The sequence below is a fragment of the Pseudoalteromonas sp. TB64 genome (genome assembly GCF_000498095.1).
GTDB lineage: Bacteria > Pseudomonadota > Gammaproteobacteria > Enterobacterales > Alteromonadaceae > Pseudoalteromonas.
This window is the reverse complement of sequence record NZ_AUTQ01000216.1, coordinates 1-24,792: the sequence shown is the minus strand read 5'-3', so window position 1 is coordinate 24,792 and position 24,792 is coordinate 1. Positions and strand designations below refer to the sequence as shown.

Below are 24,792 nucleotides of genomic sequence, written 5' to 3'. Positions count from 1 at the left end.
CACATTTTTATAAATTAAATATACAAAGGACTGCTTTTAAAGCAGCCCTTTTTTATTAATTTTTGAACAGTTACAATTTTTTTCTGGCTTTTTAAGCTCAGATTGATATCTTAATCCGGTTAATAGCCAGTGTTTATATGCCATGTCAGTATTTATAAAGTCTTTTTATCATAAATTTTTTCCAACTCGTCAGCTACTTATACGCCAAAATGGCGAAGTTAAGCATGTTGTTTTAGCGTCTTGGTTCCAACTTCTTGTAGCATTGCTTATTTTAGTTACTTTCGCTTGGATGAGTGTTTCTAGCTTTCGTGTTTATATGCAAACTGGCAAAATTTCCGATATTGAACAAAGTCGAATAGATACGCAAACACTCTGGCAAAAAAAGGCCGATGAACAGCAACGCCTTCACTCAAAACAATTAGAACAACTTGCTATACTTGAACAAAAGCAGGTTCTTTTACAAAGTATGATCGAGTCACTCCCTGCTTCTATTAGTAAAGATTCTATTAAACTTGATGATGAACTCGAATCGCCAATTAGCGAAGATAATAATGACTTCCATGAGCCACTCATTGGCAGTGAATCAGAAAACAAACACGCAAACCTAATTACTCCAATAACATTTGCAGCAAGATCAGCCAATTTAGAAAAACAATACGAGCAAGATTTTGCGCTACTCAGTCACGAAATAGATAAACGCCATAACGTTATTTTAACGATGCTAAAAGGTGCAGGACTTGAATCGGCGTTAGAGCAGCATTTAACTCTCGACACACAAAAAACAGCTCAAGGTGGTCCACTTGATATATTTGACGAGACTAAAATCCCAAGCAATTTTTTAGCTATAGTCGACAAGCTTCTTGTATTAAATAACCTAGAAAAATTTTTAACTGAATTACCAAACACACTACCTTTAGCCAATTCCAAGTATTATGTTTCGAGCAGCTTTGGGCTTAGAAAAGATCCTATGAACAGTCACCATGCGTTTCACAAAGGTATTGATTTAGCTGGTTGGCACAAAACCGAAATATTTGCTCCAGCAGACGCTGTAGTACTTCGTGCTGGCCGTAACGGTGGTTATGGTAACTTTATAGAGCTTGAACATAAAAATGGCTTAGTAACACGATTTGGTCATTTAAATAAAATTAAAGTTAAAAAAGGTCAATTAATTACTAAAAATGATGTTATTGGCTTAATGGGCAGCACAGGAAGAAGTACCGGCACCCATTTACATTACGAAGTTTTGCTTAACGGCAAACAAGTTAATCCTCTAAAAATAACAAAGGCGCTTTCTCGTGTTCGGTAAAAAAAAGCAAACAACAAGTAACACATCTTTGAAAAGAGTGAATCATACGCCGTCTATTATTTCACAAGACGTGCGTTTAACGGGTACATTAGTTAGCCAAGGAGAAGTTCAACTTGACGGTCGAATAGATGGCGATATTAAAGCAGAGCACTTAGTTATTGGCTCAACGGGTATGGTTGAAGGCATTGTTGAAGCTAAAAGCGTTATTGTTAAAGGTAAAATTATTGGCTCTATAAATGCCGAAGAAGTAAAAGTTCAAAGCGGCGCACATGTCCACGGTGATGTATTTCACGATACGTTGAGTATTGATGCTGGCGCTATTATTGAAGGCAGTTTAAAGCAACGCTTCGAAAAAGAAGATGTTGAACTAATTAGCGAAAAATTAAAGCCGGCAAGCGAAGTAAAAGCATTATTAGAGGAAGACGACAGCAGTTTGTCTTTTGTAAATAAACAAGCTGCTGATAAAAAGCACACTACAGAGAAAAAATAAGTTATTTTTTCTCTGTTATATACATTGTAATATCTGCAGTGAAAACAAGTTCATTGCGGGTATTATAAAGTTTTACCGGTACAATTAAATCTTCTTTATCAATCCACTCATGTGGTAAATCAATTTCAGCAATCGCTGTCACATCGGTATCTACTTTAGCTAAATATTGCACTGTCATCCCTTTTGGGATCCAGCGATGTGTTTTAACGGGCACGGTGGCATCAACCATCACTCCAGCGCACAGTTCAGCTAAATTACACTGCGCAATAGCATGAATAGTTCCAATATGATTATGGACGCTGCGACGGTTTTTAACTACCGCGCTGCAATGCCCTTCTCGCAAATCAAGTACATAAGGTTTCATAGAAGCAAAGTAAGGTGCTTTAAAGCAAACGGCTTTAGTAAAAAGCCAATTTCCAAAAGGCAACCACTTAAATTTAAGCCATGTTTGTACAAGTGCAGATTTATTACTCATTAATATTTTCCGTCAACGATTACTTTTCTCAAATTAACACATCAGACCAGTTTAAAAAAGTGCATTTATGCTGTCTTTTTAGCTTAATCTAATCAAAAAATTAAAATCACACCCTATGCAGGGGTCATAAGCCCTTTCTTTTTTATGAGTGCACACCTAAAATACTCGGCAAAAGGAGACTAAATGCAAACACAGCCCGCTAAACCAAATATGACCTTGTTACTTATCTTAGGGTTACTCGTTATATTTTGCCCTATGGCAATCGATATTTATTTACCCGCTTTTCCTACCATTGCAGAGCAATTTGCAGTTACAGAACAACAAGTACAACAAACTGTTGCTATTTTTATGCTAACAGTAGGTTTGGGGCAATTAATTGCAGGTCCTCTTGCTGATAAATTTGGCAGAAAACCTGTTGCCGTTGTTGGTATTAGCTTATATGCAAGTTCAGCATTACTTGCTTACTATTCCCCTTCTTTTGAAGTATTAATGGCTGCACGCGCCCTTCAGGGCTTAGGAGCTTGTGCCACATTTGTGGTGGCATTTGCTATTGTTCGTGATAAATATGGTGCGCAGCGCAGCGGACAAATGATCACTTACCTTAATGGTATTGTGTGCTTTATTCCTGCAATGGCACCAATTTTAGGCGCGTGGCTCACTGTGCAATTTGGCTGGCGAATGAACTTTATGTTTTTAACCGTTTTTGCTGTTGTAGGGCTTATTGTCACGTTATTCTTTTTTAGAGAAACCCGCCCTGCCGATAGCCACTATCAAGGACATATTTTAGATTTACGTCGCTTTACACCGATAATTAAAACACCTGTATTTTTGTTTAATAGCTTGATTTGTATGGTCGCTATGTCGGCTATATTAGTTTATGTGACGCTTGCACCAGGTTGGATCATTACGTATTTAGGCGGCACAGTCGCCGATTTTACTTTTTGGTTTACGTTAAATGCAGTAATAAGCATTGTCGCAAGCTTTATATTACCAACGTACATAAAACGAAATAGCCAACGTGCGTTACGTGTTGGTGTTAGCTTGTTGGTTTTCTCTGGTTTGTTAATGCTTGCCCTTAGCAATATCGAAACCGCATTTGCACTTATGCTTCCTATTTTAATTGCTGCATTAGGTTTTGCATTAAGCTTAGGCTCTGCAGCAGGCATGGCACTATCAAGCTTTCCTAAACAAGCAGGAACAGCGTCTGCACTACTAGGTGCAATGCAAATGAGTGGCGCTAGCATATTAGTCGTGCTAACCCAGTTTTTAGATATGAGTACACCGTGGCTTATTGCCTTTCATTTATTATTATTAACTCCATTGTGGCTTATTTTAATGAGTAAAAAAGCGAACACGCTGCACCCAGCTAAAACCTAATGATGATTAATCCTGATTTTTTAGTCTCATTTTTACTCGCTAGCTTTTTAATGGCTGTTGCACCGGGTCCATCTAATGCATTTTTAATGGCGCAAACATTTGCCAATGGAAGAAGCGCCGGTATGCAAAGTGCTTTTGGCTTTGCATTGGGTGGCGTAATACATACTTTTTTTGCTGTAGTAGGCTTAACAGCTGTATTAAGAGCTTCACCGACGGCTTATACAGCAGTCCAATATGTTGGTGCAGCATACTTATGCTATTTGGGACTTATGATGATTAAAGGGACATTAAAACAGCCAGAATCAGTATCTAAAAGTAAGCAAACTGATAAGCCCCATGTAAGCACTAGTAAAAAAAGTAATGTAATGTTTCAGGCAATGATGACTGAAGTACTCAATCCTAAAGTTGCATTATTTTTTATTGCATTTATTCCACAGTTTGTAGATCCAACGCTTTCATCTGCCACATTTCAGCTCGCTTTTTTTGGTTTGCTTTATCCTATTTTTGCTTTTCCGATCGACTGCACGTATATTTATTTTGGCGATAAAATCGCACAATTTTTTAGACGAAATCCGAATAGTCAGCTTTGGATTGATAGGATCACCGGTATTGTATTTATTGCCCTTGCTATCAATCTATTATTTTAACTAACCTACGCTTTGGTTAAGTAATTTATTACCCAGAGTTTAGGTTAACTAATAAAAAAGAATCAGCATGGAACAAAAAAGACAATCTCTTCCCGCACAAAAAAATATCGCTTTAGTTGCTCACGATGGTAAAAAAGCAGCATTAAAACTATGGTGTGAAAAACACAAAAGCATTTTAAGTAAACATACTTTATATGGCACAGGTACTACGGGGCATTTAATCCAAAAAACCACGGGACTGGATGTAATTCAACTTTTAAGTGGTCCAATGGGCGGCGATCAACAACTAGGTGCTAAAATTGCAGAACATGAAATACATGTTTTAATATTTTTTTGGGACCCATTAGCATCGCAACCTCACGACCCTGATGTTAAAGCATTGCTGCGCTTAGCAGCTGTTTGGAATATTCCGGTGGCGTGTAATGAAGTCAGTGCAGATATGTTGTTAAGCTCACCGCTTATGGACGTAGAACTTGAACGTACATTGCCAGATTACGAAAAATATCTCGCAACCCGACAAATAGATCTTTAAACCTGAGTATCATTCAGGTTATTTATAAAGCATGCTGGCCCATTTAGTCAGGCCAGCAGTTACACTACCAAAGTGATCTCCGTTAACCATTTTTATATCACCTAAATGTTTACTCAACGCAGCTTTAATTAATGGTGATTGCGCGCTGCCACCGGTTAAATAAATAACGTCTGGCGTTGTTGCAGCATCACTAATAGCTTGCTTGGCAAGCGTTACTATTTGGCTAATACTACTCTCTACTGCAACAGATAAATCATGCACTGATAAGTTTTTATAAAGGTCTGTATCTAAAAAGCTTAAATCACAGTTAAATTCGTTCGCTGACGAAAGTGCAATTTTTGCGGCTTCGCCTTGCTGTACTAACTGATGACCTTGTTTATTTTGCTGTAAATGTATTAAACGCTTATAAAGATCAGGTGCACTTACATCTCGTAATTGTGCGCTTAACTCACGAGCATGGTTTGCACTATAAAACTGACTTTGTAGATTTACGTCATTAATTTTACACGCTTGCCAAAATGCTTGGTTTGGTAATGGAAGCCCTGATTTAAACGTGCTACCTAAGCCCAACAGTGGCATTAATCCATGGTAGCTCAATGCAATATCTAAATCATTACCACCAACACGTTTACCACTGTGCGCTAAAAAGTCTGCATCGCGCTCACTGTTACCTCTAAAGCTTGGTCCCATTTGCACAAACGAGCAGTCACTCGTACCACCGCCTANCTTTCGTAATCTATACCGGCGGCTAGTGGTTCATATAAAAATGCCACATCTTTAAAACCAGCGCGTTTAGCTGCACGCTCTAAAATACCAACGGCTTGCTGATTTGACTGCTCACCACCAACAGCCTGAAAGTTAACCGGGCGACCAATCACTGTTTGCGTAAGAGATTGACCTAAAGAGTGCTCTGCACGTTGCTTTATTTTTAAGATCATCGCCGTAGCAATGTCTTCAAAAAAGTTAATTTGACCTTGCTTTAAGCCAGTCGCGCCAAAAAATGATTTAGGGGACTTAACAAAATAACCTTCTTCAGGAAACTGCACATATTCGCTAATCGCTTCACGACCAATAAATAGGGTTTCGTCTGAAGGGTGTAAATCAAGATCTGATTTAATACGAGGAAGTGTATTTAAAAGCGCTTGGCGCTGAATTTTAAATTCATGTTCGTCAGCAGTGCCTTGTAGATGCTTAGCAACAAAGTCAACTACCAACGCACTGTGATGAGTGTAAAGCGTAGAAGGTAAGTAATGTTTTCCTTGCTCTAATGGCACTAATTGAACGTTGCCCTCGTTCATAACACCCATAGCACAATTAGAACTACCGTAATCAAAACCTACAAACATACTTCACCACGCATTACCAAAAAGGTCGCGTAATTTAGCACACTTTGTAAAAGTTTCAAACGCTATAAACCAGCCCTTACGCGTAAATAACTCGCAAAACGCGGTAATCCATTTTTTGTTAAGCCATGATATCGGTACGTAACGACACTTCCTATTGGAGGCGGGCTCCTTCTGTCATCATCATTAAACCCTGTACCAATTGAAAATATAACTCCCTCTGGTGTTTTTACTCTAAGCGCGCCAAGCATATCTTGATATTTTCCTTTCCCTGGTAAATATGCAATCACAACGGCTTCCGCATCTAAATATGGTTTCAACTTTAACAACTCATTACTACGTCCACTGGTATGTTTAGCGCTTGCAAGATGTAGCATTACACCCTCCCCACCTTGCTTGGTTATGCTCTCAAAGTAATCTGTTAATAACTGATTATTGATAAAACGATACTGCTTAACCGCTTTTATATGTGGCGAGTTTAAATTAGTAATAAGTTTATTGTAGTTTTCGTAGCGAATGCTAAAAGGAAGATTTGTATCGGGCATATCAAACACCTGATAAGTAACACTTTGCCAATCATGATTGTTCGGGATTTTAGTCCTTACAATACCACTGAGTGATGCAAAATCGTTTTGCTTAGTCCACAGCTCGCCATCTAGCCACACATTAGGTAGTACAGCGGTAAACCAGCTTGGTGCATTAATAGTATTCCCTTTTCGGGTTACTAAGTGTGTACCTGTCCAAATAGCTCTAACACCATCAAACTTTTCACTAACCAAGTATTTGCTTACATCGTGATGCTTAGTTTCATCATAAACTTTAGCTAATAATACGCTTGGTTGCGCAGCACTTAAAAGTTGCGAAAAAAAGAGTGTTGCAATTAAAACGATTAATTTTATAACAGGCATTTACGCATCCAAGCTGAACAAAAGTGTTTTAAACTATAGTTGAGATTGCACCCATTGCCAAAATTCATCTAAGTTGTTCATGCGATACGTAGCCTGACTAAAATCATGTTCTTGGGTGTGGCTATTAGCAATTGCCACCACACGTAAAAATGCATTATTTGCAGCTGTTACACCTGTAAATGTATCCTCTACTGCAATTGCATTATCAGCCACTGTATTTATCTGCTCAAGTGCTAGTAAATAAGGATCCCCAGCTGGTTTGGGATTAACTACATCATCTTTTGTTACAACGGTATCAAATAACTCATAAAAACCTAAACCTTTAAGAATCGGCAAAGCCTCGCTACGTGCACTGCCTGTTACCAAAGCAATTTTGAGCCCGCTATTTTTTACCGCTTTTAAGGTTTGCTCAGTAAATGGCATGAGTGGCGGTAAGTTTGTTTTTACATATTCGCTAAACAAGCGATATTTTTCATCAGCTAAATAAGCAGCGCTAACAGACAAGTTATGCTCGTTCTTAATCTCAATAGCGGCTTCTAAAGTAGGACGACCTGAAAAGCGCTGACAAAATATATCTTCTGTATAGCTCACATTATATGGTGAAAGTACCTTATTCCAACACACAAAGTGCATAACTTCTGAGTCAACTAATGTGCCATCCATATCAAACAATACTGCTTCTAAAGTCATCCTCATTCCTTATTTAAACTAAATTTAAGTAACTTGATTATTGAATAATAAATATCTTAACCAACATTCAGATTAAGTAATAAAAAAGGCGCCTTAAGCACCTTTTTATTTAATTACAGTTATTCACTCAAACCTGCAGGTGGCTCGCCTGTGGCTTCTTCACCGGTTTCAACATCAACAAGCTCATACCCACGAGCTTTGCGCATAACTTTAAGTACTGGCTTTTCAAACGCTGTTTTTAAACGTTCCGAGTCATCTTTTAACCCATCAAGCGTAGTACCAAAAGGTGCAGCGCCGGTTTCTGACCAGTTAGTTACTTTACCATTAAGGTTATATTCTACTTCGTGTATTTGATACTGCGCAGCTTCATCTTTAGTTGCTTCACAATAAATAACACGGTAATTCCAAAATCCAACCATTTTCTTACCTCATTAAATTAATTAACGCTACTTTACCAGCTTTATAAAAACATAAAAGCCTGCACAAGGCAGGCTTTTAAAATTAAATGTAATTTAAAGTTAAATTATCTTATTAGAAAAATCTAACTTTAAATTCAGCGCCTACGTAGCGTTCTTCGTTAACAATACCTGTATTGTTATTAAAATCAACAGCACCAATAACTTGTTGCTCGTCGAATAAGTTACGAACAAAAGCAGCTACTTCGTATTCGTAATCACCTTCAGACCATGTGTAACCGGTACGAAGACCCGTTTCAATAAGCTCTTTACCTTCAAATTCTACTGATTCGTAAAGGAACATATTGATTTTACTGCGGTAAGAAAGATCACCGCTAGCAAAGAAGTTACCATCAGCTAATTCTTTAGTGTAGCGAAGAGTAAAGTTAGAGATCCACTCAGGAGCATGCGGTAAACTGTTGCCATCAAGTACAGCAAGTCCTGAAGCATTAATAGGGTCAGTTACTGTACATTGTGCACAAACAGCTACGGCTAAATCGTTATCTTTAATTTCAGTCTTGTTGTAGCTTAAGTTAAATGTAGCATTAAACTCATCGCTCAATACCCACTGACTGTCTATTTCAAAGCCATAACCAGTTGTTTTATCAGCATTAACCAAACGGTTAAAGTTAGCACCGCCACCAACAGCAGTAAGTTGCTGGTCGTCCATTGTGTAATAAAATACAGTTGCGTTAATACGACCTTGACCGTCTAGCACGTCTGATTTAATACCCGTTTCGTATGAAGTAACTGTTTCTGATTCAGCAGTTGTTACGTCATCACCAAACAAAATACGACCTTGTAAACTAGGAGCGCGGAAGCTATTTGCTACACGACCGTACCAGTTAACATCATCATTTACTTTATAGTTTGCAGATAAATCCCAGCTAACATGATCATCACTTACATCACGTTCTACAAGTAAAGCTCCGCCACCAATTGGGCTAAGAGTACGGTTTGCTACAAAATCTTTATCGTCATCAGAATAACGAAGACCAGCTGTTACTTTAAGCTTTTCAGTAAAAGTATAATCAACAGAGCCAAACACAGCCCAAGCAGTTGTATCTTGTTGTTGACGTACAAAACCATCTAACTCACCAGCAGGTGACGAAAATGTATTGTAGCTGTAGTTTTCAATTGTTAGCTCTTCATCAAAGTAAAATACACCAACTTGATAATTTAAATCACCATCGAAGTTACTAGATAAACGTAGCTCTTGCGTTAACTGGTCATGATCTGGAATACCATCAGCACTTTCTGAAGCAAATGGGATTATACCAGGTCCTTGAAAGTTACCGTCATCAATAAATGCTGCACCGTAACCGCCGTCGATATCAGCGCGAGAATATATTTCAGCACTTTCCCATGCAGAAATTGAAGTGATTGTGTGGTTTTTAAGTTCCCACTCAAGCTTTAAGCTTGCACCTTCAGATTCTACTTGTTGAGTAGAACGTGATGCTGCATCTTGAAAAACAACATCGTTTTCAAAGTTATCTACTAAATCATTGGTGCCGGTTTTAATTACGTTTGCACGAAACGCAATAGGCGAGCCATCTAAATCACGTGTGTGATAGTTTAATAAAGCAGTAAAATCATCGCCTTCGTATAAAAACTGAACGCGCGCTGCTTTTTCAGTGTAACCACCTTGCTCATCTTTAGCTTCAAAGCCAGGAGCTTGGTTATCAATGTAATCGTCTTTATCTTGCCATAGTAATGAAACACGGGCAGATAAACGGTCAGTAAGAGCACCACCTACAGCGCCACTTGTATCAACAGCGCCACGGCTACCGTATGAAACAGAGCCATAGCCATCAAACTCTTGACTTGGTTTAACAGAATCAAACTTAACAAGACCAGCTGGCGTGTTACGACCAAATAAAGTTCCCTGTGGTCCACGTAATACTTCTACGCGTTCAACATCAAAAACTGGGAAACCTTTTAAAATTGCATTTTCTTGAACTACTTCATCAACAACAAGTGATACAGGTTGTGATGCATTCAAATCGAAATCGGTATTACCTAAACCACGAACATAAAAGCGTGGGAATGAACGACCAAATGAAGACTCAATAGATAAACTTGGGATTTTCGCATTCAAAAAGCGAATATCCATACCTGCAGAGCTGTACGCGTCAAGGTTATCGCCTTGTAATGCAGATACTGCTACTGGTACTTCTTGAGCGTTTTCTACACGTTTACGAGCTGTTACCTGAATAACTTCTAGTTGGTTACTTTTTTTAGCGACTTCTTCAGCAGCTAAAGAAGAAAATGAAGTACCTGCTACTGCAGAGAACAACGTTGCATTGATTAGGGTGGCTAACGTAGATCTTTTCATTGCTTTCATGTTGGGTTTAACCTTTTTTGTGCACTCTTGTTCAACGGTTTTTTGTGTTGCGCGACTTAATACCTTGAAGGTAAGTTGCGGGCTCGTTCAATTTTTCGCGTCTTGCTATATGCTGCGCGGACCTTATTACCGAGAGTACAAAAACGATGTTATAAGGCTGAACGAACGATGAAGATTATACCACTGTGTGACAATTTTACTGCATAAAGATGTGCAAAAAAGTAAACTTTTTTGCAACATTTAACTACACGTTAGCCTATTTTTATACATTTTAAGGCATAAAACACCCAAATAGAGGACATATGTCCTTACTAAAAAAACACCTAATAAAGTAGCAACTTTAACTTTAATAACAAAAACCCAAAACAGAAACGCCCTCATAAAAACAAAAAGCCACACGTGGCAGCTTTATTATTTTAAATAATTAATCGTTTTTATTTGGTGCGTTTAAATGCTATCTCACCATCTATATGAATATCGCGCTGAGGAAAAGCAATAACAACATCATGTTTTTCAAATACAGCATAAATACTAAAGCGAATATCACTACGCACTTTTCTAAGCATTGTTTCAGACTCTGCACATACCCAAAAAATAGCATTAAATACAAGTGAGCTGTCAGCAAAGTCATCAAATAACACTGACGACTTTGGATTAACTAATATAGATTCATGGTCATCAAGTACTTGTTGTATTAACTTTTTAACAAGTAATACGTCTGATCCATAGGCAACACCTACACTGACCGATGATCGGGCATTGCCATCAATTAATGTCCAGTTTGTTACTGTGTTTTCTAGTAGTTGGCTGTTAGGTATAAGCATATGTACACCATCGTTTCGGCGAATGCGTGTTGAACGTGTATTTATTGTTTCTACCACACCTTTTGCATTACCTACTTCTAAAAAGTCACCTATACGTATTGGGCGCTCCCACATTAATATCCAGCCACTAATAAAATTATTAATAATATTTTGCGCGCCAAAGCCAACACCAATGGCAATAGCACCCGATACAAATGCAAATGCAGTAACGGGAATACTGAGCACTTCTAGTGAGGTGAAAACCAAAATAGCGATACTAATAATAAAATAAATACGCGTAAATAAATGTACGGCATCTTGGCTTAGTTTTTTTGCCAGTAAGGTTCTTTTTATTAACTTACCTATGCGCGTAACAACAAACCAAATGGCAAAGAGTATTAAAGGTATTTTAATAATTTTGGCTACGGTTATATGTATATCGCTGTAACTAAATACAACAAAGGCAAGAATTTGGTTTATTTGTTCTAACGTCATTTATTTTTCCAAACAAGCAAGGAGCGCTTTAAAATTAAATCGCTTTAAGTGAAATAGGTTCAGTGTTAGGTAAGTTTAACCGTCATAATATAACTAAAACGCGAAGTTAATAAGTTCAATATGTACTTTATATACAATTTATTAACTAACTATTGCAACAAGTGCTATATATGTAGTTAAAGAGCACTGGAGGTTACTATGTCACAACTTACTTTAAATCAACGACTAGCCACTCTACAACCGCAAGTAGATCTAAATTTATTTGAGAGTAGCCTAGATTATCGCAACAGAATTTTATGCTTACTTGCCCAGCAAGAGCAAACATTAGCTACTATTAATAAAGAATTTGGACAGCAGCAACCAACGAGCTTTGGCGCTGAAAAAAGATTTGTTCTTGGCTACAATTAAAATTCTCGATACACTAATTATTCCCTTTTTATATATCTAGAGTAGCTCAAAGGATGTTTTTAGAGCTACTTTACCTACCTTAATGTTAATTATTAGCTAATTTGCGTTCAAATCCCCCTTAATACCGATAAACTTTATTGTATATAAATCAAAATTTGGTAAGTTAACTGGGTTTTTCGACTCGCAAAGCCTATTTCGGCTAATTTTCCTATGGAGTTATTATGCGTAAAACCCTGATCGCCACTACTATAGCTAGTGCACTAATACTATCGGCCTGTTCAACAACTGAAACAAAAGACACGGCAAAAGAGAGCGCAGCTCAAGTACAAGATATGAACGCAGACAATGTTTTATTTAAACCAAGCCCATTACAATACATGGCACCAGAGTTTGATAAGTTTGGTACAAAAGATTACGAAGCAGCGTTTGATGCTGGTATTGCACAGCACACAGCACAAGTAAAAACGATTGCTAATAACCCTGCTCCTGCAACATTTGAAAACACATTAGTTAAAATGGAGTTGTCAGGGGAGCTATTAAATCGCGTATCGGCTGCTTTTTATAACTTATCTGGTTTGATTTCAGATGACGAATACCAACGTATAAGCAAAAAAATGGCACCTGTGTTATCTGCTCACTCAGATGATATTTACTTAAACGGTGAATTATTTAAGCGCGTACAAACAATTTACGACAACCAAGATAAATTGAACGCTGAAGATCAACGCCTAGTTGATTTTTACTACAAGCAGTTTGTAAACGCCGGTGCTAAATTAAACGACGCTGAAAAAGCTAAAATGCGTGAAATCAACTCGGAGCTAGCTCAGCTATCTACTGCGTTTTCACAAAACATTTTAAAATCGTTTAAAGAAGACGTTATTGTAGTTACTGATAAAAGCGAATTAGCGGGTCTTTCTGAAGGTGAAATTGCAGGACTTGCAGCTTCAGCTAAAAAAGCAGGCAAAGACGGCTACATGATTACTTTGGTAAATACAACGCAACAGCCAATTTTAAGCAGCCTTGAAAACCGCGATCTACGTGAGCGTATTTTTAAAGCATCTGCAAACCGTGCTGCAAAAACAAATGGTCCTATTATTATTAAAGAGACCAACTTACGCGCTCAAAAAGCAGAGCTTTTAGGTTATAAAGATTGGGCCTCTTATGTAATGACGTCGCGTATGGCGCAAACAACTGAAAACGTTTATGGCATCCTTGATGACCTTGCGCCAAAAGCAGTTGAAAAAGCAAAAGTAGAAGCAGCCGCTATCCAAAAAGTAATTAACGATTCAGGCGAAAGCTTTGAGCTTAAACCATGGGATTGGACTTTTTATGCTGAAAAAGTACGTGCAGAAAAGTACAACCTAGACCCAGCACTTGTTAAACCATACTTTGAAATGCAATCGGTTATTCACGATGGTTTATTTTTTGCGATGAACAAGCTGTACGGTATTACGTTTAAAGAACGTAAAGACCTGCCTGTTTATCATGAAGATGTAACAGCATACGAAGTATTTAACGCTGACGGCAGCGCTATTGGCTTATTTTATATGGACCCATATGCACGCGAAGGTAAGCGTGGTGGTGCATGGATGAGCGCATATGTTAGCGAAAGTGGTCTAAAAGGCACTAAGCCTGTTATTTACAATGCGCAAAACATTCCAAAACCTGCTGCAGGCGAGCCAACGTTAATGACGTTTGACGAAGTGTCTACAATGTTCCATGAATTTGGTCATGCTGCACACGGTTTATTCTCAGATGTTAAATACCCAAGCCTAGCGGGTACTGCAACGGCACGCGACTTTGTTGAGTTTCCGTCGCAAGCAAATGAAGATTGGATGATTGAACCAACGGTTCTTGCTAACTACGCTAAGCATTACAAAACAGGTGAGCCAATTCCAAAAGCTTTACTTAATAAAGTACTTGAATCGCAAAAATTCAATCAAGGTTACGGCACTACTGAGTATTTAGCTGCGGCACTACTTGATATGGAATGGCATTCATTTGGCTCTGATGAAAAAATTACTGACGTTCAAAAGTTTGAGCAAGACGCGCTAGAAAAACACGGTATTGCTTACTACCCTGTTCCACCGCGTTACAAATCAAACTTCTTTAGCCACACATTTGCTGGTGGTTATTCAGCGGGTTACTACGCGTACCTTTGGACTGAAGTGTTTGCAGCAGACGCCTTTGCACATATGGAAAACAACGGCGGCTTAACACGTAAAAATGGTGATAAGTTCCGTAAAGAAATCCTATCAAAAGGTAATAGCCGCGACTTAATGCAAAGTTACATTGAGTTTAGAGGTCAAAAACCAACGACCGACGCACTACTTAAGCGCCGTGGTTTGGTTGAGTAATCAATAAACTAATTTATTGATGTACTAATTTATAAAAGCCCGCTTGCGGGCTTTTATTGTTTATACATTAATTTATAAAAGATAAACTGCTGTCATTAATAATTTAAAGACGACGGTTATGCGGTACTTATTTGCGGTTACCCTACTTTGGGCATTTTCATTTAGTTTAATTGGCGTGTATTTAGCGGGTCAGGTTGATGCATGGTTTAGTGTGTTAATTCGCATAGCACTAGCCACTCTCGTATTTTTACCCTTTTTAAAGTTTAAACAAACGCCTAAACCTTTAGCCTTAAAGCTTATGTTGATTGGTGCCATACAACTTGGTGCTATGTATAGCTTTTACTACCACTCCTTTTTATTTTTAAGCGTCCCCGAAGTACTATTATTTACAGTAATGACCCCTATCTACATTACCTTATTAAACGATGCGCTTGAAAAAAAGTTTAATCCACGGTTTTTTATAGTTGCACTTATTGCTGTTTTTGGCGCAGTTGCAATTCGTTATGAGGACTTAAACAACAACTTTTTAATCGGCTTATTACTCGTACAGGCTGCCAATATTTGTTTTGCAACAGGGCAAGTTACTTACAAACGTTTAATGGTAAATAATACACTTGACGATAAAGCGATATTTGGTTGGTTTTTTATTGGGGCGTTAATTGTTGCTATTGTATGCTACGTTTTATTTGGTGATGCAAGCAAACTCCCAAGTACATCTACCCAGTGGGGCGTGCTTATTTATTTAGGTATTATTGCCTCTGGTCTTGGCTATTTTGCATGGAATAAAGGCGCAACGCTTGTAAATGTAGGTGCCTTGGCAGTCATGAATAACCTTCTCATTCCGGCTGGTATTATTATTAATGTACTTATTTGGAACCGAGACGCTGACATAGTCAGGTTAAGTATTGGAGCTGGCATAATGTTAGGCGCCTTGTTAGTGAATCAAGTTATTAATAAAAAAGTAAATTAATACGTTTGTAGCTAAATTGTCATTAATAATCATTAAGGTAGTACAAATTTTACTTTTTAAGGATAAACAATGAAACGTATTACCTTACTTACAAGCTGTATATTGTTAGCCATACTTGCTGGCTGCGACGACGATGTAGAAATAGTAGAAAAAGAAGTGGTTGTTACCAGCACAGAAGTTGAGATTGTTGAAGTGCCTACGCCTATTATTGTAGAGGTACCAAGTGGTGATGCGCCAGATATTCAACTAGGCACTCGTCCTTATTATTTAGTAGATGATATGAGCGACAGCAACTTAAAAACACAATTAGAATCTTGTAGTGAAGGTCCTTTTTACCGTACCGACTTTTCTATTGGTCATCGCGGTGCATCAATGCAATACCCCGAGCATACTAAAGAAGCCTATATTGCTGCAGCCAGAATGGGCGCAGGCATTGTTGAATGCGATGTTACATTTACAAACGATAAAGAACTAGTATGTCGCCATTCTCAATGCGACTTACACACCACAACTAATATTTTAGCCATTCCTGAGCTTGCAGCTAAATGCAGTGTGCCATTTACACCCGCAGACCCTACTAATGGTATTGCTGCGTCAGCTAAATGCTGTACCAGTGATATAAGCTTAGCGGAATTTTTAACCCTTGAAGGTAAAATGGATGGTGCAAACACCAATGCAACTACCGTTGTTGATTACATGGATGGTACACCAAATTGGCGCACTGATTTATATGCCACCAATGGCACATTAATGACCCATAAACAAAGCATTGCACTGTTTAATGGGATGGGGGTAAAAATGACCCCAGAACTTAAATCGCCACAAGTAAGCATGCCATTTGATGGAATGACGCAAGAGCAATATGCGCAAAAAATGCTAGACGAGTACACACAAATGGGCGTGCCAGCTTCAAAAGTTTATCCGCAATCGTTTAACCTTGATGACGTAAAATACTGGATTAACACTAACCCTGACTTTGCAGATAAAAGCGTATACCTTGATGGTCGCGATAGTGAAGCCGGATTTGATCCAAGTAACCCACAAACATGGCAACCTGGTATGGATGAACTTGTGGCTGACGGCGTTAAAATTTTAGCCCCTCCTATTTGGATGATGCTAACAATAGATAACGAAAATAATATCGTGCCATCACAATACGCAATTGACGCAAAAGCAGCAGGTTTAGAGCTTATTGCATGGAGCCTTGAGCGCTCAGGTCCGCTTAATGAAGGCGGTGGATATTACTATCAATCAATTGCTGATGTTATAGATAACGATGGCGATATGATGACAGTCGTTGATGTGCTCGCAAAAGACGTGGGGGTAATGGCTATATTTTCAGATTGGCCGGCTACCGTAAGTTATTACGCTAGTTGTAATAAAATGCCTGCAAGTATTTAAATACTCGACAACAAAAGTCGTTTATTTTATCGCGCTCAGTTACCATATCATTATATATAATTTTATTTAACTGAGCGCTTTTATGATAATTCAACAACATAACGCAGACTTGCCAACACCTACAGGTTTAATGCGAACAACCGTATATCGCCCTCAGGCGCAAGGGCAATTCCCTGCTATTATTTTTTATTCTGAAATTTTTCAGCAAACTGCACCTATTGCTCGCAGTGCAGCTATTTTAGCAAGCCATGGTTTTGTAGTGTTCGTACCGGAAGTATTTCACGAGTTAAATCCTATGGGCACTGTGCTTGCTTACGACGATGCAGGTAAAGATAAAGGCAATGCAGATAAGTGGGCAAAACCACTTGAGCATCATGATAGCGACACGCAAACCATGATCGACTTTATAAAGCAGCAGCATTATTGCACAGGTACAGTGGGCGCCATGGGCGTATGTATTGGCGGGCATTTAGCTTACAGAGCGGCGCTTAACCCTGAAATTAAAGCGGCTTTTTGCTTATACGCGACTGATATTCACAGCGACACATTACCGGCAAAATCAGGTAATAACTCATTTGAACGCATGGCTGATATACAAGGCGAAATTCACTTTATATGGGGTAAACAAGACCCGCATGTGCCACAAGAAGGTCGCACTAAAATATACCAGCAATGCGTAAGCACTGGCATTAATTACCAATGGCAAGAAGTTAATGCCCAGCATGCCTTTATGCGTGATGAAGGTGAGCGATACGATGCAGCCCTTGCAATTAATATGTATCAACAAGCGGTTGCATTATTTAGCCGAACTTTATAAGTGTTTTATAAATATTTAAAAAGCGAAAATAATTAAACGCTTTTCAGCATACCCAAGGCGGTATGCTGTTTTACAAAATATGCTTTTAAGTAATCAATAAATAACCGTAGCTTTTTAGAACCCGCAGCTCCTGGTGGAAATACTCCGTACAGTTCAATATCTTTGCTTTTATAATCATCTAATATTATTTCAAGCAGCCCAGCTTGTACTTTAGGCCACGCATCGTAAAGCGGAATACGCCCAATGCCATGCCCTGCTTCTACAAAGGCAGTACGTGCAGCTGCGTTATTGGTACTTAACCCTCCTTGCATTATAATGTCGTGTTTTTTACCATCTTTTGAAAGTGTTAACGTTTTACTTCCTAGCTGATAAACCACCCATTGATGATCTGCCAATTCTAAAGGTGTTTTAGGTTTACCAAAATGTGTAAAGTAATCCGGCGCGCCACAAATACAAGTGCTCATTGTAGTAAGCTTGGTTGCTTGCAAGTTGGAGTCACTCAGTGCCACGCCCCTAATTGCAAAATCGAACCCATTTTTAATAATATCAACCACATCGTCAGTAAGCTGTAAGTCTATTTGAATTTTAGGGTATTGGCGCTTAAACGTATTTATTGCGGGCACAATTAGCTGCATTCCCACATTTACAGGGCAGCTAATTTTAAGTAAACCTTGTGGCTCACTCTTTATATTTTCTATTTGCTGATTAGCTGCATTAGCTTGTTCGGTAATTATTCTACAACGCTCATAATAAGCAATACCCGCTTCAGTCAGCGCCATTGTGCGAGTTGAGCGATTTAATAAAGTGACTTCAAGCTGGGTTTCTAACTTTTTTAAATGATAACTTGCTACGGCTCGCGTAAATCCTAACTGTTTAGCGGCAGCGGTTAAGCTGCCCTGCTCTACAATTTGCGCAAATACAACCATGCTCTTTAACTGCTCAAACGACACCTTCATATGTGCTCCGTAGCGTGTTTTAAATTCAACCCCTCTATTGTATCAATTATTAAACCAATAAAGTTAAATTTATCATCGTTGTTTAAAGCTCTGTTAGTGCATATAGTAGTTGGTAAGCAAGATAAACTAATTCAAATCATCAGAAGGAATATATTCAATGTCTAAAAAAATACTTATGGTTCTTACATCTCACGCAGAACTTGGTAACACTGGCGAAAAAACAGGTTTTTGGGTAGAAGAATTTGCAGCCCCTTATTATGCATTTGTTGATGCAGGCGTTGAAGTAACATTAGCGTCTCCAGCTGGCGGTCAACCACCAATTGATCCGACAAGTACACTTGTCGATTTTCAAACAGATGCAACTAAACGTTACGACGCCGATAGCGCAGCACAAACACTTATGGCAAACACTAAAGTGTTGAGTGAAGTGAAATCTAGCGATTTTGACGCTGTATTTTACCCAGGCGGTCACGGTCCATTATGGGACTTAGTTGATAACACTGATTCAATTTCGCTTATCGAAAGCTTTATTAAAGAGCAAAAGCCCGTTGCTGCGGTATGCCATGCAAGTGCTGCATTTTTAAATGTTAAAGATACAGACGGCAATGCATTAGTAGCTGGTAAAAAAGTAACCGGCTTTACTAACTCTGAAGAAGCTGCAGTGCAACTTACCGATATCGTGCCATTTTTAGTTGAAGACGAACTAATTAAAAAAGGTGGTGATTATCAAAAAACTGACGACTGGGGCGTATTAGCACTAGAAGACGGTTTAGTTATTACAGGTCAAAACCCTGCAAGTTCAGAACTAGCAGCTAAAAAACTATTAACTAAGTTAGGTTAATAGCGATTATTTACCCCAATTTTGGATAATAAATATCTTAACCAAAGTTCAGGTTAATTAGTAAAATTAGCACAGCTTTCATGCTGTGCTTTTTTAATTGCTTTTCATTACCAAGTACAATTCCTATACTGGCTACTCTTAAAGTCAATTAGGATGATTATATGGCAGCTAAGCCAACCACACAGTTATTACTAACCAGCACACGCTTTGCAATTTTTAGCGTTGTTACTATTTGCTTTGTTTTGCAGATAATTAATAGTCTTCCCGGCATTAATCTCAATAGCTTGGGTATTTATCCGCGTAGCATTCAAGGCTTAATTGGTATTTTATGTGCACCATTTTTACATGGCAGCTGGTGGCATTTTGCCAGCAATATGATTCCTTTTGTGGTGTTAAGCTGGCTAATTTGCCAGTACAGCGTAAAACGCTTTTATAACATATTTATTTTTACAGCTTTAGTTGGTGGGCTGTTGGTGTGGATGTTTGGTCGCAGTAATATCCATGTTGGCTTAAGCGGTGTTATATATGGTTTATGGGGTTTTATACTGTGCTACGGCGTAGTTAGGCGTTCACTAAAATCCATTATTATTGCCGTGGTTGTAGCAGTCCTTTATAGCGGTTTTATTTGGGGTGTATTACCACAACGTTTTCATATTTCATTTGAAAGTCACTTGTTTGGTGCCTTAAGTGGATTATTTTTAGGCTACAAACTTGCAAAAGCCGACAAGCTAAAAGGTCGATAAATTAAATATTAAAAAAACACCTTTAATTAAATTTTTATGACCACACTTATTACTTATATCAATAGCATTAAATAAGTGAGCTATTATAGCGCAAATAAAATAGCACAATAACAAGGCGAAAATTATTCATATAGTTGTGCTATATAAATAATTTTTAATGCAGTTAGTGAGTTATTTAATGCAATAGAATGCTCATGTTTTTAATAAAATTGGTATTATCGCATTTATATGTATTTCATCTAACAGAGGTTATTTATGAGTGATCAAAACGAATACACGCCCCCAAAAGTATGGACGTGGGAAAGTGAAAGTGGTGGCAAATTTGCCAGTATTAATCGCCCAATTGCTGGCGCCACTCATGACAAAACCTTATCAATTGGCAAGCACGCATTTCAACTTTACTCTCTTGCAACGCCAAATGGTCAAAAAGCCACTATCATGTTTGAAGAGCTTCTTCAGCTTGGCTGCACCGATGCCGATTACGATGCGTACCTTATAAATATTGGTGATGGCGATCAATTTGGATCCGACTTTGTAGATATTAATCCTAATTCAAAAATCCCTGCGTTAATGGATCATTCAACAACGCCACCTACTCGTATTTTTGAATCAGGTTCTATTTTGCAGTATTTAGCTGAAAAATTTGACGTACTTATACCTAAAGATCTAAAAGCTAAAACAGAATGCCGTAATTGGTTATTTTGGCAAATGGGTTCGGCTCCTTATTTAGGAGGGGGCTTTGGGCATTTTTATAGCTATGCACCAAGTAAAATGCAATACCCAATTGATCGTTTTACCATGGAAACAAAACGTCAGCTTGATGTGTTAAACCGTCATTTAAGCGAAAATGAATATATGGCTGGTGATGAATATTCAATTGCCGATATCGCTATTTGGCCGTGGTACGGATCGTTAGTTCTGGGTGCTTTATATGATGCTGCAGAGTTTTTAGATGTTGCCTCATACACTCACGTTGTACGTTGGGCTACACAAATATCAGAACGCCCTGCTGTAAAACGCGGTCGTCGCGTAAATCGCACATGGGGACCTGAAGAAGAGCAAATGGCTGAACGTCATAATGACAGCGACTTTTAAATAATCGCCATCATTTATTAAAGTTCAGGTTAAATAAAAAATCAGCTGCAATGGCTGATTTTTTAATTTTATAAGTCTTCATTTTAAAATGAGATCTGTAGCGATTAAATTAATTACCAATTTATAACGTAAATATACACTCCCAATAATAAGTTCAATTACAAAAAATACATACTCAACCCTAATAACTTTAGTGCTTTATTTAATTAATTGTTACAACCATGCGCTTAATTAAATTGACATTAAAAAACTGGTTAACACATAACCTTACAATTACTTACATTGGGTTAATATTTTATAGTGTAGGCTTAGCCACATAAATCTAATAACAACCGATATTTTTACTATCGTATAAAAGGAATTTGAATGTTAAAGCCACTTCGTTATAGCTTACTTATTTTACTTGCTCCTATCGCGGTATCCGCACAAACAATGATAATAAAAACCACTAATGAATTAGTCACAACCGACTCTGCATTGGTGTTTGCCTACAATAAAAAGCTAAAGCAATTAGAGGCTGTTAACTTATTGACCGAGCAAAGCAATGAACTTATTTTACCAAGCAATGCCATTGGTTTTGACGTAGCAACACTTGCCAGCACTGACGATAAACAAGCTGTTATTTTAACTAGCGATGGCGTTTATAAAACCAGCAGCGACAAAGCAACACTATTATTTAATTACAAATCAGTACTTAATGATTTGCACGTGGATAAGTTTGAGAAGATAAATTTTATTTTTGATGCTAATAACGATGGATTAAGTGATATTTTACTTCCCGACTTAAATCACTCTATTTTGTACACTCAAAATAAACAGGGGGAATTTACTGCTCACTCTTTTGGAAAAAAAGCACTTTTTGATGGTGAATTTACAAGCAATGGATTAACTCTCGAAGTAGATATTAATAACAAACCCACTATTATCGATTTTAATCACGATGGACTAAATGATTTAGTTTTTTTAAATAAAAACGGCGCCAATGTACTTTATGCCAAAGTAGATGGTTATGCTGAAACCATGACCGCTGTAAATTTTAATATTGAATTAGGCGAGCTAAACAGTGGTGAAACCCGAAAAATAAAAGAGCTTATTGATATTAATAATGATGGGTATCTCGACTTTATAACCAAGCAATATAAACCAGCACAAGGTATGGATTCACTCGATATAAAAATAGCATATAATTTATATCTGGGTAATAAAAATGGCTTTAGTAATACACCAATTAAGTTATTGGAAACAGAGGGACCGAGTGAGCTGTTATTAAAAACAGATTTTAATAACGATGGTTTAATTGATCTGCAAAAAATGGACTTAGATATAGGCTTTGGCACTATTGCCTCAATGGCTATGGGTGGCGGTAGTACTGATGTAGATATCGAAATGAATATTTATAAACAACAACCTGATGGCTCCTTTGCCAGCGAATCAAGTATTGAGCTCGACCTAGAGGTTGAAATAAGTATGGACGGCGGCAATATTGATCCCCCACTCTACTTAGGTGATATAAATGGTGATAATAAAATTGATGCTGTTTATAAATACAGCAAAAAAACACTGTATATTTATTATGGCGAGCAAGATTCACTGCTTAATAAAAAACGTAAAAAACTTAAGTTAACATTACCTAAAAATAATAAAGATATTCTTCTAGTCGATATTAACCAAGACGGTAAAAAAGATTTCGTATTTAAATTTACCGAAGAAGACGGCACCAGCAAAATAAAAACACGCCTAAATTAACCATACACGCATAATTTTAAGCTGTTCAAAAATTTATACGCATTGGTATAAATAAAAAAGCCCTGCATTAATAAAATAATGCAGGGCTTTACACCTAAAACATAAATCAAACTCTTTTGATTTATAATTACGCTTTAACACTCAGTATTGAATCACCTTGCGATAAACCGAATTTTTCTTGGACTGCAGATAAAATAGAATCTTTATCTTCATCATTAAGCTGGCTTGAATACTGCTCTAAAAGCTCATCTAAATAACTAACAACATCATCGGTATTTACTTGCTCAAGTGAATTTTGCGGCGGCGGAGGTGGACGCTGACCTTCTGGTCGGGATGCATCACCAATACTTTTAGCATCAAATTCAAGCTCGCCCATTAACTCGGCTAGCTCTTTTGTGGGTGCAATACCTTGTTCTTCAAAAGCGGCTTGAATGCTTTGTGCATCGTCGCTTGTTAAGTTTTCAGGGTCAAATTCAGAAAGTGTTTCTTTTACAAAATCACTTTGTTCTGTTGTTAACTTTGCTGCTTGGCTGCTTTGTTGCGGCATATAGCTCGCAGAACCACTAATACTGTTAATCATTTTAGTATCCTTTCAGCGTTCGCGGCGAGGTGGTTTATGATCGCTTAGTTCTTGTTCAGTGATTTCACCGTTACCGTCTGAATCTATTTCGTCAAAAATAGTTTGCGCATCACCGTGTGGTGGCTTTTTAGCGCTAAATTCTTCAAAACTAATTACACCATCACCATCGGCATCAATAGTCGAAAAATCAGGCTTTGGAGGACGTTCACTGTCACTTTTTGCAGCAACATTTGCTGAAAAAGCAACCGATAATAATGTGATAACTGCAAGTGATGATAAATTTTTCATGGTCGTAACCTTCTGTTTAGTTAATAACGCGGATTCAAATCTGAAGTGCATAACGTTTAGGCGGCTTTAGCCGCCAAGTGATCCTGCATCAATTTTGCAGGCGTTTCAAATCCTAGTGTCTTCCTCGGACGATTATTAAGTTGCTCAAGTACTGGTATAACTTGCGCTGGTGTTACCGTCTTAAAATCTGTGCTCTTCGGCCAATACTGGCGTAGTAATCCATTCGTGTTTTCATTCAATCCGCGCTCCCATGAGTGATAAGGGTGAGCAAAATAAACAGGTACACTTAAAGCCTCTGTGATTTGCTCGTGATAAGCGAACTCTTTTCCATTGTCAGCCGTGATGCTATGAAGCGCTGACCTATATGGCCTTAATAGTTCTATCGTCGCCGCAGTGACGGCTTGTGCTGTTTTGCCTGCCACCTGAGTTGATACAGTGAATTGGGTGACCCGCTCTACAATGGTAACAAGGGCGCCTCGATGACCTTTACCTATAACGGTATCTATTTCCCAATCTCCGATACGACCTTTCTCATCAACTATTTGTGGACGTTCTTCAATGCTAACGCGATTTTTTATTTGCCCTCGGTTTGTTTTACCATGACTGCGCTTGTGATATTTCTTACCGTGTCGGCGCAGATGTAGGTATAACTCACCACCTGCTTTTTTATCTTCCCAGATATACAGATAAATGCATTCATGGCTGACAGACCGTTCACTTTCTTT

At 38.1% G+C, this 24,792-nt stretch carries 24 protein-coding genes and 1 pseudogene; 14 read left to right on the top strand and 11 right to left on the bottom strand.

The features are described 5' to 3' along the window. Window positions 1–142 precede the first annotated feature (142 nt). Window positions 143–1,306 (top strand): M23 family metallopeptidase, encoded by a 1,164-nt coding sequence (locus L647_RS0117975; RefSeq protein ID WP_024612272.1) that lies wholly within the window; start codon window positions 143–145, stop codon window positions 1,304–1,306. Continuing rightward, window positions 1,296–1,796, top strand: coding sequence for a polymer-forming cytoskeletal protein (locus tag L647_RS0117970; RefSeq protein ID WP_024612271.1), 501 nt, complete (start codon window positions 1,296–1,298; stop codon window positions 1,794–1,796). Before L647_RS0117975 ends, L647_RS0117970 begins: the two co-directional genes overlap by 11 nt. A gap of 1 nt (window position 1,797) precedes the next feature. On the opposite strand, the gene L647_RS0117965 is transcribed toward L647_RS0117970, so the two are convergent. After that, window positions 1,798–2,271 (bottom strand): hotdog fold domain-containing protein, encoded by a 474-nt coding sequence (locus L647_RS0117965; RefSeq protein ID WP_024612270.1) that lies wholly within the window; start codon window positions 2,269–2,271, stop codon window positions 1,798–1,800. A gap of 183 nt (window positions 2,272–2,454) precedes the next feature. Between L647_RS0117965 and L647_RS0117960 the strand changes: the two genes are divergently transcribed. The 3 genes from L647_RS0117960 to L647_RS0117950 all read left to right on the top strand — a co-directional run bounded on the left by L647_RS0117960 (window position 2,455) and on the right by L647_RS0117950 (window position 4,827). Next, window positions 2,455–3,648, top strand: a complete 1,194-nt coding sequence (locus L647_RS0117960) for a multidrug effflux MFS transporter (protein WP_024612269.1) — start codon at window positions 2,455–2,457, stop codon at window positions 3,646–3,648. Window positions 3,649–3,650: 2 nt separating this feature from the next. After that, window positions 3,651–4,295: a LysE family translocator gene (locus L647_RS0117955; protein ID WP_024612268.1), complete on the top strand. Its 645-nt coding sequence runs from the start codon at window positions 3,651–3,653 to the stop codon at window positions 4,293–4,295. Between the two features lie 67 nt (window positions 4,296–4,362). Further along, entirely contained in the window at window positions 4,363–4,827 is a 465-nt protein-coding gene (locus tag L647_RS0117950; protein ID WP_024612267.1) for a methylglyoxal synthase, read from the top strand. Between the two features lie 18 nt (window positions 4,828–4,845). Here L647_RS0117950 and yegD read toward each other — a convergent pair. The 6 genes and pseudogenes from yegD to L647_RS0117920 all read right to left on the bottom strand — a co-directional run bounded on the left by yegD (window position 4,846) and on the right by L647_RS0117920 (window position 11,865). Further along, a pseudogene (yegD, locus tag L647_RS01000000124525) lies at window positions 4,846–6,173 on the bottom strand (molecular chaperone). A gap of 62 nt (window positions 6,174–6,235) precedes the next feature. Beyond that, window positions 6,236–7,078: a DNA ligase gene (locus L647_RS0117940; RefSeq protein WP_024612266.1), complete on the bottom strand. Its 843-nt coding sequence runs from the start codon at window positions 7,076–7,078 to the stop codon at window positions 6,236–6,238. Between the two features lie 33 nt (window positions 7,079–7,111). Then, entirely contained in the window at window positions 7,112–7,768 is a 657-nt protein-coding gene (locus tag L647_RS0117935) for an HAD family phosphatase (protein ID WP_024612265.1), read from the bottom strand. Window positions 7,769–7,887: 119 nt separating this feature from the next. Further along, a complete protein-coding gene (locus tag L647_RS0117930) occupies window positions 7,888–8,187 on the bottom strand; it encodes a hypothetical protein (protein ID WP_024612264.1) in 300 nt (99 codons plus the stop codon). A 112-nt stretch (window positions 8,188–8,299) separates the two neighbouring features. Continuing rightward, window positions 8,300–10,567 carry a TonB-dependent receptor gene (locus L647_RS0117925; RefSeq protein ID WP_024612263.1) on the bottom strand — a complete coding sequence of 756 codons (2,268 nt, stop codon included), beginning with the start codon at window positions 10,565–10,567 and terminating at the stop codon, window positions 8,300–8,302. A gap of 434 nt (window positions 10,568–11,001) precedes the next feature. Beyond that, complete coding sequence (locus tag L647_RS0117920) at window positions 11,002–11,865, bottom strand: mechanosensitive ion channel domain-containing protein (protein WP_024612262.1); 864 nt, start codon at window positions 11,863–11,865, stop codon at window positions 11,002–11,004. Window positions 11,866–12,063: 198 nt separating this feature from the next. Between L647_RS0117920 and L647_RS0117915 the strand changes: the two genes are divergently transcribed. The 5 genes from L647_RS0117915 (at window position 12,064) to L647_RS0117895 (ending at window position 17,818) form a co-directional block, all read left to right on the top strand. Beyond that, on the top strand, window positions 12,064–12,273 hold the full coding sequence (locus tag L647_RS0117915; RefSeq protein WP_024612261.1) for a hypothetical protein: 210 nt from the start codon (window positions 12,064–12,066) through the stop codon (window positions 12,271–12,273). Window positions 12,274–12,494: 221 nt separating this feature from the next. Further along, window positions 12,495–14,630, top strand: coding sequence for a M3 family metallopeptidase (locus L647_RS0117910; RefSeq protein ID WP_024612260.1), 2,136 nt, complete (start codon window positions 12,495–12,497; stop codon window positions 14,628–14,630). Between the two features lie 118 nt (window positions 14,631–14,748). Next, window positions 14,749–15,600: a carboxylate/amino acid/amine transporter gene (locus L647_RS0117905; RefSeq protein ID WP_024612259.1), complete on the top strand. Its 852-nt coding sequence runs from the start codon at window positions 14,749–14,751 to the stop codon at window positions 15,598–15,600. A gap of 69 nt (window positions 15,601–15,669) precedes the next feature. Further along, window positions 15,670–17,001 (top strand): glycerophosphodiester phosphodiesterase family protein, encoded by a 1,332-nt coding sequence (locus L647_RS0117900; protein WP_024612258.1) that lies wholly within the window; start codon window positions 15,670–15,672, stop codon window positions 16,999–17,001. A gap of 82 nt (window positions 17,002–17,083) precedes the next feature. Continuing rightward, window positions 17,084–17,818, top strand: a complete 735-nt coding sequence (locus L647_RS0117895; RefSeq protein WP_024612257.1) for a dienelactone hydrolase family protein — start codon at window positions 17,084–17,086, stop codon at window positions 17,816–17,818. Window positions 17,819–17,850: 32 nt separating this feature from the next. Here the strand turns inward: L647_RS0117895 and L647_RS0117890 are convergent, their stop codons facing one another. Beyond that, the gene (locus L647_RS0117890) at window positions 17,851–18,774 is read right to left on the bottom strand and encodes a LysR family transcriptional regulator (protein WP_024612256.1); all 924 of its coding nucleotides are present in this window, start codon (window positions 18,772–18,774) and stop codon (window positions 17,851–17,853) included. Window positions 18,775–18,931: 157 nt separating this feature from the next. Between L647_RS0117890 and L647_RS0117885 the strand changes: the two genes are divergently transcribed. The 4 genes from L647_RS0117885 to L647_RS0117870 all read left to right on the top strand — a co-directional run bounded on the left by L647_RS0117885 (window position 18,932) and on the right by L647_RS0117870 (window position 23,199). Beyond that, complete coding sequence (locus tag L647_RS0117885; protein WP_024612255.1) at window positions 18,932–19,615, top strand: type 1 glutamine amidotransferase domain-containing protein; 684 nt, start codon at window positions 18,932–18,934, stop codon at window positions 19,613–19,615. A 161-nt stretch (window positions 19,616–19,776) separates the two neighbouring features. Further along, window positions 19,777–20,358, top strand: coding sequence for a rhomboid family intramembrane serine protease (locus L647_RS0117880; RefSeq protein WP_024612254.1), 582 nt, complete (start codon window positions 19,777–19,779; stop codon window positions 20,356–20,358). Window positions 20,359–20,613: 255 nt separating this feature from the next. Beyond that, window positions 20,614–21,453 carry a glutathione-dependent disulfide-bond oxidoreductase gene (gene yghU, locus L647_RS0117875; protein ID WP_024612253.1) on the top strand — a complete coding sequence of 280 codons (840 nt, stop codon included), beginning with the start codon at window positions 20,614–20,616 and terminating at the stop codon, window positions 21,451–21,453. Window positions 21,454–21,819: 366 nt separating this feature from the next. Continuing rightward, on the top strand, window positions 21,820–23,199 hold the full coding sequence (locus L647_RS0117870) for a VCBS repeat-containing protein (RefSeq protein ID WP_024612252.1): 1,380 nt from the start codon (window positions 21,820–21,822) through the stop codon (window positions 23,197–23,199). A 127-nt stretch (window positions 23,200–23,326) separates the two neighbouring features. On the opposite strand, the gene L647_RS0117865 is transcribed toward L647_RS0117870, so the two are convergent. The 3 genes from L647_RS0117865 to L647_RS0117855 all read right to left on the bottom strand — a co-directional run. Further along, window positions 23,327–23,779 (bottom strand): hypothetical protein, encoded by a 453-nt coding sequence (locus L647_RS0117865; protein ID WP_024612251.1) that lies wholly within the window; start codon window positions 23,777–23,779, stop codon window positions 23,327–23,329. Window positions 23,780–23,791: 12 nt separating this feature from the next. Then, the gene (locus L647_RS0117860) at window positions 23,792–24,067 is read right to left on the bottom strand and encodes an EF-hand domain-containing protein (protein WP_024612250.1); all 276 of its coding nucleotides are present in this window, start codon (window positions 24,065–24,067) and stop codon (window positions 23,792–23,794) included. Between the two features lie 56 nt (window positions 24,068–24,123). Next, on the bottom strand, window positions 24,124–24,792 hold a 669-nt coding region (locus tag L647_RS0117855; protein WP_024610111.1), incomplete at its 5' end, for an IS30 family transposase.